Raw genomic sequence first — 14,144 nt, forward strand, 5'->3', positions numbered from 1 at the left:
AGTGGATTTTCTGATAGAAAAGTCACACTTAGATCGGAAATTTACAAGCGGAAACAGATAGAGATCAAGCAGGAATATTCTTCAACAGATCATCAAAGCTTTCCCGCTTGCGAATGAGGATTGCTTCTCCATTTTTCACCATTACTTCTGCAGGGCGGTAGCGTGAATTATAATTACTGCTCATTTCAAAACCATATGCACCTGCATTATGGAAGCAAAGCAGATCGCCTTCTTTTATTTCAGGTAATAAACGATCGCTGGCAAACGTATCTGTTTCACAGATATAACCTGTGACCATGTATTTTTTTTCTGTACCGTTGAGGTTTGAAAGATTAGTGATGTGATGATACGCATCATACATCATTGGTCTAATCAAATGATTGAGTCCTGTGTTTACGCCTGCAATGATGGTATCGCCATTTTGTTTCAGCACATTTACTTCAGCCACTAAATAACCACATTCACTCACTAAAAACTTACCGGGCTCAAACCATACTTGTAATTTTCGGTTGTTCGCTAATGGATGTGCATCAAATGCCTGTTTTAATTTTTGTCCAATCGATGCAACATCTGCCGTTTTTTCTCCGGGGATATAAGGCACTTTAAAACCACCGCCGAGATCGATCACTTCAAGTTCAGGAAAATGAGGAATAAGATCGAACAACACTTCAATACCTTTTACAAACACATCAGCATCTTTTATTTCACTTCCGGTGTGGATGTGTAATGTTCGGATGAAAATGTTATTTGCTTTCACAATCGCTTCCAGTTCTCCGATCTGCTCAACGGGAATCCCAAACTTACTTTTATTATGACCGGTTGAAATTTTGATGTTGCCACCTGCCATGATGTTTGGACGAAGCCTTACACCAACAGGGTAACTATGTCCGTACTTCTTACCGAATTTTTCAAGGTTCGATAAACTATCGATATTCACATGCACACCTGCTTCTACTGCTTCTTCAATTTCAGCAAATGAAATACCGTTGCTGGTGTACAATACATTTTCAGGAGCTACGCCTGCATGCAGCGCCAGTTTTACTTCGTTGATGCTGCTGCAATCGATATTACAACCAAGACTGTTGAGGTAACGGACAATATGAATATTCGTTAATGCTTTGGATGCATAAAAGATGCGTATATCCAACACAGAAAAAGCATTGATCAATGTTTCGTATTGCTGCTTAATTTTTTCTGCATGATAAACATAAACCGGCGTGCCATATGTAGATGCGATCTGCTGTAAAAGATTGGTTGGGATAGAAGGAGTCATGTGTCGATATTGCTAGGTTGCGAATTTAGTTTAAAAACCAATCGTTCATTGCGAATCATGGCAAAGGAAGTTGTGAACGATTAGTTGTAAGTTATTTTAAATGAAAAGCCCCCGTTTCATCGGGGGCTTTCTATCATTAATCTTTTTTCTCTTCTTCATCTTGTTCTTCTTCCACATCACTGTCTTCCGTTTCTTCCTCTTCCTGCGGTTCTTCTACAACATGCTCTTCACTTGCTTCTTCTTCAGTTTGTGCTTCCTCTTCGTCCTGTGAAATCGATTCTTCTTCTGCAACAATTTCTTCCTCGTTTATTTCTTCCGTAACAATGATGTCTTCAACAACAGCTTCTTCCTGTTGATCTTCTTCCACACTGCTGATGGGTTGTTCCAATAACTCACCATCTTCCGTAACTACCAATGCTTCAGTTGAAGAAAGTTCCTGTTCTTCTTCACCCGCAACATTCAATGTGTCGCTTTGTACACCTGTCGGGTCAATAATATCTGTAGAGATAACTTCTTTGATCTTTGGCAGATCTTCCGGTGAGTTAATACCAAAATAATCCATGAATGAACGGGAGGTGCCATACACCAATGGATGACCCGGCATCTTTTCATTTCGACCAAGTATAACGATCAGTTCTTTTTCTAATAATTTCTGTACTGCGTAATCACAGCTTACCCCACGAATAGCTTCCATTTCACCTTTGGTGATTGGTTGCTTGTACGCAATAATGGAAAGAGTTTCCAATGCTGCCGTACTTAAACGTTTCAGGAATTTATCGCCATTGATCTGCGCAACGGTCTTGTGATATTCTTTTTTTGTAAGAAACTGCCAGCCACCGCCGCTCTCTCTCACTTCAAACGGATAAAACTCAGAAGTATATTTTTCTTTGATAGCTGAAATAGCTGCTTCTGTCTGGTCCAGGTTTGCACGGTCTTCAATAAAACCTAATGCACTGTTCACAAGATCGCAAAGCTCCAATGTGGTAAGCGGACGTTCAGCTGCAAAGATGAGCGCTTCAATATGCGGGATGATAACACTAAGTTCCATTCGTAATTTGAAAAATTTGAAGATTTGAGAATTTGAAAATTAAGCAAAAGCTCAAATCTGTGAGGGCCTTTATTTCCCTTTCAGGAATCAGGGCTTAACTATTCAATGCTGCTGCACCACTTACGATCTCAGTCAACTCAGTTGTAATGGCTGCCTGGCGTGCACGGTTATAGCTGATGCGGAGTGAACGCAACAATTCGTTGGCGTTATCACTTGCCTTATCCATGGCCGTCATACGTGCACCATGCTCCGATGCATTTGCATCAAGCACTGCTTTGAATAATTGTGTATTGAGGATCTTCGGCATCAACTCGGTAACGAGTTCTTCTTTACCCGGTTCGAAGATGAAATCAGATTTTGTTTTGGCAGCACCTTCTTTGCTCACCACTTTTGGAATAGGGAGGAAGCGCTCCAGTTTAAATTGTTGTGTAGCTGCGTTTTTAAATTGGCTGTATACCAGTTCAACCACATCAAACTCACCTTTTACAAACGCATCCATTGCCGCAGCTGAAGCCTGTTGTACATTTTCAAAACTCAGGTGAAGGAAAATATCTTTATACGTGTCGCTTGTCTTGTAACCGTTACGCAACATTGCTTCAAAGCCTTTTTTACCAATACCCCACACCTGCACATTACCTTTTTGCTGTTGCTCTGCGTATTGCTCAGCAATTGTAAGGCGGGCAAGTTTTACCAGATTGGCATTGTAACCACCGCATAAACCACGATCGCTGGTAACAAGAATGATCAATACTTTATTTACCGGACGCTCAGCTGCCAGTTTCATGTTTACACTACCATCGCTGTTGCTCACAATATTGCTCAGCATATCCTGCAGTTTCTGTGCATAAGGGCGCATCTGGATGATGGCATCCTGTGCTTTACGGAGTTTGGCTGCACTCACCATTTTCATGGCTTTCGTGATCTGCTGGGTGCTTTGAACACTTTTGATCCTGTTACGTACCTCTTTTAATTGTCCGGGCATGTGGTTGAACGTTTAACGTTTAAAAGTTGAATGTTTAAGGTTACATCGTATCAGAACAGTCGCTTTTTCACTTGAAACCTTAAACTTTACACTGAAATTTCAGGCCGCAAAGGTAATGGAAACAGGGTTACAAGTGCAAGCCCGCAGCGAAATTGTGGAAAAGCTGAACCTGTTTTTTTGAGGCGGGACGTACGGGCGTTTTTCAGGGGGAATGAAGTGATTTTATTATTTTCACCACAGCCAAACCAACTATGCAATCTAACAACTGCCTAAACTGCGGCTCCGTACTGGAGTCCTCGTCAATTTTCTGCCCCCAATGCGGACAAAAAGCCGATACGCACCGGCTTAACTTCCATCATATCTGGCACGATCTGGTGCATGCGTTCACCCATGCCGATAAGGGGATCTTTCCACTGATCTGGCAGCTGGTATTCAGGCCGGGTATTGTGGCGAGGGAATATGTGGATGGAAAACGAAAAAGATATTTCAACCCTTTTACGTTTGCTTTTGTGGTAGTAGGCTTTGCCTCAGTGATCTTGATCGGTTCAGGGTTTGCCAGTTTTTCGGGAGGCTCAGCCATGCCTGCAAACCCCATTTCGATCTTCCTTGATAAACATGTAAACCTGCTTATTTTTTTAAACATCCCGTTGCTGGCATTATTTAACCGACTGCTTTTCCGTCGTTCTGGTGCGAATTATTCCGAGAACCTGGTACTTGCAGCGTACACATCGGGCCAACGTTCGATCTTTTTCAGCATGCTGGTAGCACCAATCTGGTTAATGTTTCACCCGCCATTTTATCCTTTTCTTGCTTTTTACCTTTTTTGCTGGAGTTGTTACTATGGTTGGGCCTGCACACAATTTTATAGTGGAAGAAAAACAGTCTCGTTTTTTAAAGGCATGCTTTCAACTCTGCTAACTCAGGTTGTAACCGTGATCCTGGTATCAGTGACCTTTTATATTTATTTCAGGTTCTTTTATAAAAGACATTAAAAAAGCAGCCATTTTTGAATGGCTGCTTTTTTACTATTGCGAAGTTCTTACTGGTTATCGTTATTCATCATCATTGTTCTTTCTCCTCCCATACGGCGCATATTGTTTTGCTGCTGCGGCTGCTGGGTTCCTTTAAATCTGTTGAGACGATAAGTAAAGCTCAACATGAAATATTGTGTAAGCCTGTTTGTTCTTGTATCAACAATAAAGTTGTTATTGACGCTGCGGCTCACATTGGTATTCTGTTTAAAAACATCGAAACCTGCGAGACGGATAATCCCGTTTTTCTTTTTGAACACTTCTTTTTCAAGCGATGCATTTAACAATGCAATGTTTTTTTGAACACCTGCGGCCAGTCCTTGGTTGATGGTATAATCAAAATCCCAACGGAAAATAAAACCTGCACCAAGATCAAAGCGGGCATCACTGCTCAATACCCAGGTAGTAGTCTTGGTAGTAGGATTACTTGCATTACTGAAATCATTATAAATAAGGCTATACCTTGCTCCTGTAACTAACTCTAACCAAGGAATATTGAACTCGAAATTTAAACCCTGGGTATAAAGCCAGTTTTTACCAATGTTGCGCTCACTATCAACAAGGCTGATGTTGTTGTTGTAATTCACCATACTGTTGGCACTGATCACATATTTTCTGTTCTTGAAAGGGCGGGAATAAGTACCAAACAGATTTGCATTATAATACCCGTTTACATTTTCCGGTCTTGTCAGTTGTCCACCCGTCTTATCTCCACTGGAATTCCTGAAGAAAATCACATTATTTACGATCTGATCCTCAATAAAGTTGAAACCTAAATTCACTAAGAAAATTCGGCCGGAACTAAAGTTGAAATTGTTGAAGTTGGCATTAAAGTTATGACTGTTAGACGGTCGAAGTAAAGGGTTACCTATGGTTTGATATTGCAGATTACTTCTGTCGGGCACAGGTTGTAATTGTTCAAAGCTTGGCTGGCGTGCGATACCATTGTAGTTGAAATTAATTGCCTTGGTACGTGTGAAATTGTATGTAAAACGTGCAACCGGGAACCAATTAAAATTTTGGATAGTTTTATAAGCACTGTCTTTGTTTGTATCATACCCACGCATAATCACAGGCTGAAAAATAACGCCTACACTGTAGTTGTACTTTTTCTTAACTGTACGCAAACTTGCTCCTATTCGATTGTAATCGAAATTATTTTCGTAAGCGTTGCTAAAAGAATCAATCAGTGTATAATTCGTGTTGCCGGGAAGCTGTATATAGTTCTGACGGTCGTTGCTTCCGAAGTTTTTATTATAGTTATAACTAAGATCAAGAAAACGATCAACTGCTAATGGCTCGGTGTAAGTTGCACGCAGATTGATATTACGGGTGCGGTTATCCTGCAGAATATTTTGCTTAAGCGTGGAATCTTTCGTTCCGTTTGTTAAATAAAATACAGACTCGTTATTTGTAAACTGATCACTTTCGTTTGATGAGAAATTGAGGTCACTGTTAAACGAGAAATTGCGGCCACGTTTTTTAAAGCGGTGGTTGTATAATAAGTTACTTCTGAAGTTCGGACGGTCGCTTAAGGAGGTATTCATGTTAGTACCATCTTGCAAAAGCGAGCTTTCATTAAAAATATCGAACACACTTTGAGAACGGTTGTTCGATTCCGTGAGCGTAAAGCTTGGACTGAATTTGATGTAATTAAATGAATCGATCCAAAGTTCTAGGTTGCCAAACGCACGGTGTGTGCCGTTTTTATTTAATGATCCCTGGTCTGTATTTGTAAAAATTGATCCGGCTCCTGTTTTCCCGATATTTTCCTGGGCTGTGTATTGCTCAATGCTGGTTGCTCTGTGCGAATAAGTATAACTACCGTAAAACGAGTTACGTGTTCCAAAATCGTTACGGTAGTTCAAGCCAATAGAATTCAACTTGGTAACACCATTTTGATTGCCACCAGTATTACCGCCGCCTCCACCGCCGCCAAAAGTCATACCTCCTCGGCCACCACCTCCACCACCGGTGTTTCCGCCACCGCTGCTGCCATCCTGTTGGAAAGTAGACGTGTTTACGTTATTACTGTTTGCAATAATTGAAAGCTGTTTGCTGTTGTTGAACCTGTTTACGGTAACGGCACCGTTATAACGGTCATTCGTACCGTAACCAGCTTGCGCCCTTCCGAATATCCCTTTATTCTTATCTTTTTTCAGTTGAAGGTTAATTACTTTCTCGGGCTCGCCATCACGAATACCCGACACTGTTGATTGATCGCCATAATCATCAATTACCTGCACTTTATCGATCATATCAGCGGGTATTTCTTTGGTAGCTGTTTTAGGATCGCCTGTGAAGAAGTCTTTCCCGTTTACTTTTACACGGGTTACGGCTTTGCCCTGCGCAGTTACATTGCCTTCTCTGTCCACCTGCACACCGGGGAGTTTTTTCAATAGCTCTTCAGTAGTTGCATTTGGTTTGGTTTGAAAGGCACCTGCACGGTATTCAACCGTATCTTCTTTCATGGTTACTGCGGGGGCCTCGATCACAATTTCTTTCAGGTCAAGGTAGGAGTTCACCAGCACCAGTTCGCCCAGATCAATATTGGATACACCGGCAGATGGCTTAAAGAATTCTTTGATCATTGGCTTGTAGCCTGTGTAGCTGATCACAATGGAATAAGCTGAAGTAGGAATTTTTGCAAAGCTGAATTCACCCTTCGCATTGGTGGAGGTCCTTGATGTATCGTAAGGGAAACTTTTTTCTACCAGCTTAACAGTGGCTTTGTCCAAACCTTTTGAACCTGTTGAATCGGTTACTTTTCCGGTGATGCCGGCTGTTTGTGCTTTTACGGATACGGATGCGATGATGACAAGGAGAATGAGTAGTAATTTCTTCATAAACGTGTTTGAAATGCGAAATACGAAAATATTCGTCAATAATTTATTTTTCGATTTGTTAAAAGTAATAGACGTCAATGCCTCGAAAAGTTTGCTTTTGGCTGAGTAATCAGTATAAAAGGCAAATCTACCGTTTCGGTGGCGGCAGCTGGCCGTGCTACTGGGTAAACTGTTTTTTGCCGGGTTTATTGTGAATTACTTAACGCTTAAACGGATGCTAAAGCTGTGGTTTCTAATTGTATTCAGGTCGTTCAAAATTTAATCGGGCTCATCGCACTCAACAGTTAATCATTACCTTTGTCGGCCTGTAAAAAAGGGGCTTCTGTCAAATTGGCTCTGTTTTAAACTTTGCATTGTATTTGACACAAGGAAGCTTTAATCAAAATAATTGACTTATTAATCTATACATATGTTAGGATTCCTATCGAAACTGTTTGGTGGCAGCAAGAGCGAAAAAGACGTACAAAAGCTTTCGCCTATCGTTGAAAAGATCAACCACTATTTCCAGCAGTATCAAAGCTTAACCAATGATGAACTCCGTAATAAAACACAGGAATTCAGACAGCGTATTAAATCGCATCTTCAAAGCATTGATGAAGAGATCGCTTCACTTACGGTAAAAGCTGATGCATTTACCGAAGACCAGATCCAGGAAAAAGATGCCACTTACCAGGAAATAGATAAACTGCGTAAGGAAAGAGATAAAAAAATTGAAGAAGTACTGGAAGAAATTCATCCCGAAGCTTTCGCTGTAGTAAAAGAAGCAGCACGCAGGTTTACCAATAATGAAGAGTTGCAGGCAACTGCTACTCCATTAGACAGGGATCTTGTGATCAAGCGACCACATATGCGTATTGAAGGCGACCAGGTGTTTTATAAAAAATCCTGGTTGGCAGGCGGATCGGAAGTAACCTGGAACATGGTGCATTACGATGTGCAGTTGATCGGTGGTAGTGTATTACACCAGGGAAAAATTGCTGAGATGGCTACCGGTGAAGGTAAAACGCTTGTATCAACATTACCTGCTTACTTAAATGCATTGCCAGGTGAAGGTGTGCATCTTGTAACGGTGAATGATTACCTGGCCCGTCGTGATAGTGAGTGGAATGGAACCTTGTTTGAATTCTTAGGACTTACAGTTGATTGTATTGATAAGCATCAACCGAACAGTGAAGATCGTCGCAAAGCATATTTAGCAGATATCGTTTACGGAACCAATAATGAATTTGGCTTCGATTACCTCCGTGATAACATGGTGGTGAACACAACCGAGAAAGTTCAACGCAAGTTGCATTTTGCAATGGTGGATGAGGTGGATAGTATCTTGATTGATGAAGCCCGTACACCATTGATCATTGCCGGTCCTGTTGGTACAGGTAGCAACGAGCAGCAGTTCCACAACATGAAACCACGTATTGAAAAACTCGTGGATGCACAAAAACGTTTGGCGCAGCAATATTTAAATGAAGCAAAGAAAGCTATTGCAGAAGGTGATGATGATCCGAAGAGCGGTGGTCTTGCTTTAATGCGTGCATGGAGAGGTTTACCAAAGTATGGTCCATTGATCAAATACTTAAGTGAGCCTGGTATTAAAGTGAAATTGCAGAAAGCTGAGAACTATTACCTCGCCGATCAGCAAAAAGAAATGCCGAAGGTGGATGAAGGTTTACTGTTTCATATTGATGAGAAAAGCAATTCGGTTGATCTTACAGACAAAGGTTTGAGCATGATCACCAAAGACAATGAAGATCCAAACTTCTTTGTGTTGCCCGATATCAGTACTTCTCTTGCAACCTTAGATAGAAGTGATCTTGCTGCTGATGAGAAGTTACGTCAGAAAGAAGCTTTTTTAAATGAATACTCAGCAAAAGCAGATCGTATCCATACCATTCTGCAAATGCTGAAAGCATATTCTCTGTTTGAAAAAGATGTGGAGTATGTTGTGTTAGATGGACAGGTGAAGATCGTTGATGAACAAACAGGTCGTATTCTTGATGGCCGTCGTTACAGCGATGGATTACACCAGGCCATTGAAGCAAAAGAAAACGTGCACATCGAAGCTGCTACACAAACTTATGCAACCATCACACTGCAGAACTACTTCCGTATGTATCACAAACTTTGTGGTATGACGGGTACTGCGGAAACAGAAGCAGGTGAGTTCTGGGACATTTACAAATTAGATGTGGTGAAGATTCCTACCAACCTCAACATGGTGCGTGAGGATAAGCAGGATCTTGTTTACAAAACCAAGCGTGAGAAATACAAGGCAGTCATTGAAGAAATAGAAACTATTCGTGCTGCAGGTCGTCCTGTACTGGTTGGTACAACATCAGTAGAGGTGAGTGAATTGCTGAGCAAGATGCTGCAGGTGAAAAAAATTCCACACAATGTATTGAACGCAAAACAACATGCCCGTGAAGCACAGGTTGTTGCTGAAGCTGGTTTGCCAAGTGCCGTAACCATTGCAACAAACATGGCCGGTCGGGGTACCGATATTAAACTCGGTGCCGGTGTGAAAGAAGCAGGTGGTTTGGCGATTCTTGGTACTGAACGTCACGATAGCCGTCGTGTTGATCGCCAGTTGCGTGGTCGTGCCGGTCGCCAGGGCGATCCCGGATCATCACAATTCTATGTATCGCTTGAAGATGATCTGATGCGTATGTTCGGCAGTGACCGTATTGCCGGCATGATGGATAAACTTGGTTATAAAGAAGGTGAAGTGATACAGCACAGCATGATCACCAAATCAATTGAACGTGCACAAAAGAAAGTAGAAGAAAACAACTTCGGTATACGTAAGCGTTTGCTGGAATATGATGATGTGATGAACAAACAACGTGGTGCAGTGTACACACGTCGTAACCATGCATTGAGTGGTGAACGTTTAACGCTTGATACAGATAATGCATTTTATTCTGTTGCTGATGGATTGATCGCTTCGTTCAAAGAGCAAAACGATCACGAAGGATTTAAGATGGCTTGTATCATCAACTTCGGTATTGATACACAGATCACGGCAGAACAACTCGATAAAGCTGACAGCAATACGTTGGCAGAAGCATTGTATGTGGAAGCAAAAACGGCTTACCTGCGTAAGAGTGATCTGTTGAAGAAAGATGCATTGCCGGTGTTCCAGAACATTAAAGCAACACAAGGTTCGCATATTGAAAATGTATTTGTTCCCTTCAGCGATGGGAAACGTGGTTTGCAGGTGTTGACACCGATGAACAAAACCATCGAATCAAATGGAGCAGAGATGGTAAGTGCGTTGGAACGTACTGCAACGCTCGCCTTTATAGATGAAGCATGGAAAGAACATCTTCGTGCAATGGATGATCTGCGTACTTCTGTACAAAATGCAACGTACGAACAGAAAGATCCGTTGGTGATCTATAAAGTGGAAGCCTATACCTTGTTTGAGCAATTGAACAGTGAGATCAACAAAAATATCGTTTCCTTCCTTGCACATGCAGGGTTACCTGTTGAAGAAAATACAGCCGGACAAATTCGTGAAGGCCGTCAGCAGAAAACTGATATGAGCAAGATGCGTCAACGCAAAGAAGATATGGTAGCTACAGGCGGCGGTTCTGAAATGATGGAAACCCCTGATTACTATGATCCATCGGAAAATGTAAAACAGGAACCAATTATTGCCGGACCGAAAATCGGACGTAACGATCCTTGTCCTTGCGGCAGCGGTAAGAAATACAAACAATGTCACGGTAAAGATTTATAAGCGAAAACCTCCTTCAGGAGGTTTTTTTTGCTGATCTCCGCCAGCTGGTTTCTACTGATTAAAAAATACATTTGCGCCATGAACATTGCTTCTTATATCGACCATACGGTTCTGAAACCAACCACACTCATCAGTGATATTGAACAACTCTGCACAGAAGCAACCCTCTATAATTTTGCAGCAGTTTGTGTACCGCCGCCTTTTACACGTTTTGCAAAAGGATTGCTTGGCGGTTCATCGGTGAAAACAGCAACGGTCATCGGATTTCCGTTCGGCTATTCAGCCATTGAAGCAAAGGTGACTGAAACTTTATTGTCGATTGTTGACGGTGTAGATGAAATTGATATGGTGGCGAATATTTCAGCCATTAAAAACGGCGACTGGAACTTTGTAAAGCATGAAGGGGAAACGATCATCCCCATGGCGCACAAAAAAGAAAAGCACATCAAGATCATTATTGAAAGTGGGGTTTTGACTGACGAAGAGATCATCCGTTGTTGTGAGATCTATGCAGAACTTGGCGCAGATTTTGTAAAAACCTCTACCGGTTACGCAGAAAAAGGCGCTACATTGGAAGCCGTGCAACTGATGCGGAAGCATTTACCGTCTAACATCAGGATAAAGGCTTCAGGTGGTATTCGTAATTATGCTTTTGCCAAACAATTGATTGAAGCAGGAGCCGACAGGTTGGGTTGCAGTGCCAGCGTTGCCATCGTAAAAGAAAGTTTGAACCAGTAATATGAAATGAGTCATAAAGTTTTCGAGCTATATTTTTGATAATGCGATGAAAACTTTATGACGAATAACATCTGGCAATTAATAAAAAAATAGAAAGAGTGCAGATGAAAAAGATCATCTTGTTTTGTCTTATCGTAAGTGTTGCTTCAATCAGCAAGGCACAAATGGTTGTTGATACTGTTGGCGCTAATGTGTTTGTAATGAAAGACAGCCGTTTTGATTTGCTGGTGAAAAAGAAAGCAGAGATCAACAAGAAATCTGCTGATGCAAAAAAGCCGAATAAAGGTTACCGTATCCAGGTACTTAACACCACCGACCGTAACCAGGCATTGGCAACCAAATCAAAATTACTGACACTCTATCCTGAGCAGAAAACATACCTGATGTACACCGCTCCTTATTTCAAAATACGCATTGGCAACTTTGTTGAAAAGAGTGAGGCTGATGAATTGAAAAAAGAATTGGCGAGAATGTTCCCTACCGGTGTGTTTGTGATTCCAAGCGATATTGAATACAAAGCACCTCCGGAAAAAGAAGAAAATATAAAATAGTACACGCCCCGTCTGGCGGAATTAAGAGCAATTGTCATCCTTCTTATGAACAGTTATCATTAAAGCCTGCCACGTTGCAGGTTTTTGTATTTTTGCCGCTCTATGTTAAAAGATCAGATACAGCAACTCGCCAAACAGTACAAAGAAGAGTTCATTACGGTACGTCATCATCTGCATGCAAACCCCGAACTCAGTTACAAAGAATTTGAAACATCAAAGTTTGTACAGGCAAAACTCAAAGAGTTTGGTATTCCTTTTACAATAATGGCCGAAACGGGTGTGGTTGGTTTGATCGAAGGAAAGAATCCTTCTTCAAAGATCATTGCACTACGTGCTGATATGGATGCATTGCCGATACTGGAAGAAAATGATGTGCCTTATAAATCGAAAGTAGATGGGGTGATGCATGCATGCGGACATGATGTGCATACCACCTGCTTACTTGGTGCTGCAAAAATTCTCAATGAATTAAAAGCAGAGTGGGAAGGAACGGTGAAGCTCATCTTTCAACCCGGCGAAGAAAAAAATCCCGGCGGTGCAAGTATCATGATCAAAGAAGGCGTACTGGAAAATCCCAAGCCACAATGCATTTTCGGTTTGCATGTGCATCCGGGTCTGCAATTAGGTCAATTAAGTTTTCGTGGCGATAAAGTAATGGCAAGTGCTGATGAATTATACATGACGGTGAAAGGGAAAGGAGGTCATGCTGCATCGCCGCATTTATCTGTCGATCCTATTTTAATTGCATCGCATTTGGTGGTTAGTCTGCAGCAGATCATCAGCCGAAACCGCAACCCACACAATCCATCTGTATTATCAATCACTGCATTTAATGCCGGCACAACTACCAATGTTATTCCCAACGAAGTAAAGATCATGGGCACCTTCCGTGCAATGGATGAAGCATGGCGTTTTGAAGCACATGAACTTATTCGTCGTAATGCAAAGCTGTTAGTTGAAAGTATGGGTGGTGAACTCGATCTGCATATTGATGTTGGTTATCCCACTGTTTATAACAACGAAGCGCTCAACGAAAAAGCAAAAGTGAAAGCAACAGAATTGTTTGGTTCAGCTCATGTAGAAGAAACAGAACTCCGCATGGGTGCCGAAGACTTTGGATACTACTCACAGGTAATTCCGGGTTGCTTTTTCCGTTTAGGGGTAATGAACAAAGAAAAAGGAATCAGCAGCGGAGTACACACACCAACGTTTAATATTGATGAAGATGCCATTGAAACAGGAATGGCGATGATGGCTTGGTTGGGAAGTACAGTCGAGCCATAATTATGCTGCAAGAAGCAGCATTGCGTCTTTGCTACTCTGCGCTCTTTGCGAAAAACTATTTTTGCTTCAAGTATTCCTTAGGTATCAGCAAATCTTTATTCTCTGTTTGCCAGAACACAGTTAATATCCACCAACGTTTTCCATCGTTATACAATTGAATGCTGTTGATGCCACGCATAAACGGTTCAACATCGGTCGCTGTTCTTCTTGCTTCGTACGTGCTGAAACAATGTGCAATATGTCCGTACACCTCCTGCCTGCGGTGAATTTCCTTTTCAAAAAATCCGTTCTTCTCAATTACTGGTCCGCTTTGTGCAATATAATCTTCAACAGTTAATACACGTTTCACTACTTCGCCAGTAGGACGAACTGCTGTTGCCACTAATTTCCCTTCAGGCAAAAACAAACTTCGCATACGGTTCCAGTTTCTTGCTTCACCTGCTGGTCCGCTGATGACGTTGTATAATGCTGCAACAATTGCATCAACAGTTTCTACATCTTTCGTGTCGGCAGTAACCGTGTCTTTTTTTGTTTGTGCATTTGTTGAGCCAATAAAACAAAGGACGAGTAAAACCATGAAAAGTTTCTTCATGTTATTTTTTTGAAAGATACATTTAGTATCGTTTGCAGTTAGTTCCGTTCTTCAAAAATT

The 14,144-nt window shown here is 41.6% G+C and carries 10 protein-coding genes; 5 read left to right on the forward strand and 5 right to left on the reverse strand.

Annotated elements, in window-relative coordinates; all coding sequences use genetic code 11:
- Nucleotides 1-64: 64 nt before the first annotated feature.
- From lysA to atpG, 3 genes are all read right to left on the reverse strand, one after another.
- Nucleotides 65-1,273: a diaminopimelate decarboxylase gene (lysA, locus tag H4075_RS03680; protein WP_182804260.1), complete on the reverse strand. Its 1,209-nt coding sequence runs from the start codon at nt 1,271-1,273 to the stop codon at nt 65-67.
- A gap of 136 nt (nt 1,274-1,409) precedes the next feature.
- Complete coding sequence (scpB, locus tag H4075_RS03685) at nt 1,410-2,321, reverse strand: SMC-Scp complex subunit ScpB (RefSeq protein ID WP_182804261.1); 912 nt, start codon at nt 2,319-2,321, stop codon at nt 1,410-1,412.
- Between the two features lie 94 nt (nt 2,322-2,415).
- On the reverse strand, nt 2,416-3,303 hold the full coding sequence (atpG, locus tag H4075_RS03690) for an ATP synthase F1 subunit gamma (protein ID WP_182804263.1): 888 nt from the start codon (nt 3,301-3,303) through the stop codon (nt 2,416-2,418).
- Between the two features lie 251 nt (nt 3,304-3,554).
- Between atpG and H4075_RS03695 the strand changes: the two genes are divergently transcribed.
- Nucleotides 3,555-4,295 (forward strand): DUF3667 domain-containing protein, encoded by a 741-nt coding sequence (locus tag H4075_RS03695; protein WP_182804265.1) that lies wholly within the window; start codon nt 3,555-3,557, stop codon nt 4,293-4,295.
- Between the two features lie 47 nt (nt 4,296-4,342).
- On the opposite strand, the gene H4075_RS03700 is transcribed toward H4075_RS03695, so the two are convergent.
- Entirely contained in the window at nt 4,343-7,180 is a 2,838-nt protein-coding gene (locus tag H4075_RS03700) for an outer membrane beta-barrel protein (protein WP_182804267.1), read from the reverse strand.
- 409 nt (nt 7,181-7,589) lie between these two features.
- Here H4075_RS03700 and secA point away from each other — a divergent pair, with 409 nt between their 5' ends.
- From secA to H4075_RS03720, 4 genes are all read left to right on the forward strand, one after another.
- Nucleotides 7,590-10,919, forward strand: coding sequence for a preprotein translocase subunit SecA (secA, locus tag H4075_RS03705; protein ID WP_182804269.1), 3,330 nt, complete (start codon nt 7,590-7,592; stop codon nt 10,917-10,919).
- A 78-nt stretch (nt 10,920-10,997) separates the two neighbouring features.
- Complete coding sequence (gene deoC, locus H4075_RS03710) at nt 10,998-11,657, forward strand: deoxyribose-phosphate aldolase (RefSeq protein WP_182804271.1); 660 nt, start codon at nt 10,998-11,000, stop codon at nt 11,655-11,657.
- Between the two features lie 104 nt (nt 11,658-11,761).
- On the forward strand, nt 11,762-12,208 hold the full coding sequence (locus tag H4075_RS03715) for an SPOR domain-containing protein (RefSeq protein WP_182804273.1): 447 nt from the start codon (nt 11,762-11,764) through the stop codon (nt 12,206-12,208).
- A 102-nt stretch (nt 12,209-12,310) separates the two neighbouring features.
- A complete protein-coding gene (locus tag H4075_RS03720; protein WP_182804275.1) occupies nt 12,311-13,492 on the forward strand; it encodes a M20 metallopeptidase family protein in 1,182 nt (393 codons plus the stop codon).
- A 55-nt stretch (nt 13,493-13,547) separates the two neighbouring features.
- On the opposite strand, the gene H4075_RS03725 is transcribed toward H4075_RS03720, so the two are convergent.
- Nucleotides 13,548-14,084, reverse strand: coding sequence for a hypothetical protein (locus tag H4075_RS03725; RefSeq protein WP_220494844.1), 537 nt, complete (start codon nt 14,082-14,084; stop codon nt 13,548-13,550).
- Nucleotides 14,085-14,144 lie beyond the last annotated feature (60 nt).

The organism is Lacibacter sediminis (genome assembly GCF_014168535.1).
Lineage (GTDB): Bacteria > Bacteroidota > Bacteroidia > Chitinophagales > Chitinophagaceae > Lacibacter > Lacibacter sediminis.

What these genes read in the sequence shown, in the direction of transcription:
- H4075_RS03700 (WP_182804267.1), bottom strand. Translation starts at nt 7,180, where the DNA reads ATGAAGAAATTACTACTCATTCTCCTTGTCATCATCGCATCCGTATCC.
- atpG (WP_182804263.1), bottom strand. Translation starts at nt 3,303, where the DNA reads ATGCCCGGACAATTAAAAGAGGTACGTAACAGGATCAAAAGTGTTCAA.
- H4075_RS03715 (WP_182804273.1), top strand. Translation starts at nt 11,762, where the DNA reads ATGAAAAAGATCATCTTGTTTTGTCTTATCGTAAGTGTTGCTTCAATC.
- H4075_RS03695 (WP_182804265.1), top strand. Translation starts at nt 3,555, where the DNA reads ATGCAATCTAACAACTGCCTAAACTGCGGCTCCGTACTGGAGTCCTCG.
- H4075_RS03725 (WP_220494844.1), bottom strand. Translation starts at nt 14,084, where the DNA reads ATGAAGAAACTTTTCATGGTTTTACTCGTCCTTTGTTTTATTGGCTCA.
- lysA (WP_182804260.1), bottom strand. Translation starts at nt 1,273, where the DNA reads ATGACTCCTTCTATCCCAACCAATCTTTTACAGCAGATCGCATCTACA.
- H4075_RS03720 (WP_182804275.1), top strand. Translation starts at nt 12,311, where the DNA reads ATGTTAAAAGATCAGATACAGCAACTCGCCAAACAGTACAAAGAAGAG.
- scpB (WP_182804261.1), bottom strand. Translation starts at nt 2,321, where the DNA reads ATGGAACTTAGTGTTATCATCCCGCATATTGAAGCGCTCATCTTTGCA.
- deoC (WP_182804271.1), top strand. Translation starts at nt 10,998, where the DNA reads ATGAACATTGCTTCTTATATCGACCATACGGTTCTGAAACCAACCACA.
- secA (WP_182804269.1), top strand. Translation starts at nt 7,590, where the DNA reads ATGTTAGGATTCCTATCGAAACTGTTTGGTGGCAGCAAGAGCGAAAAA.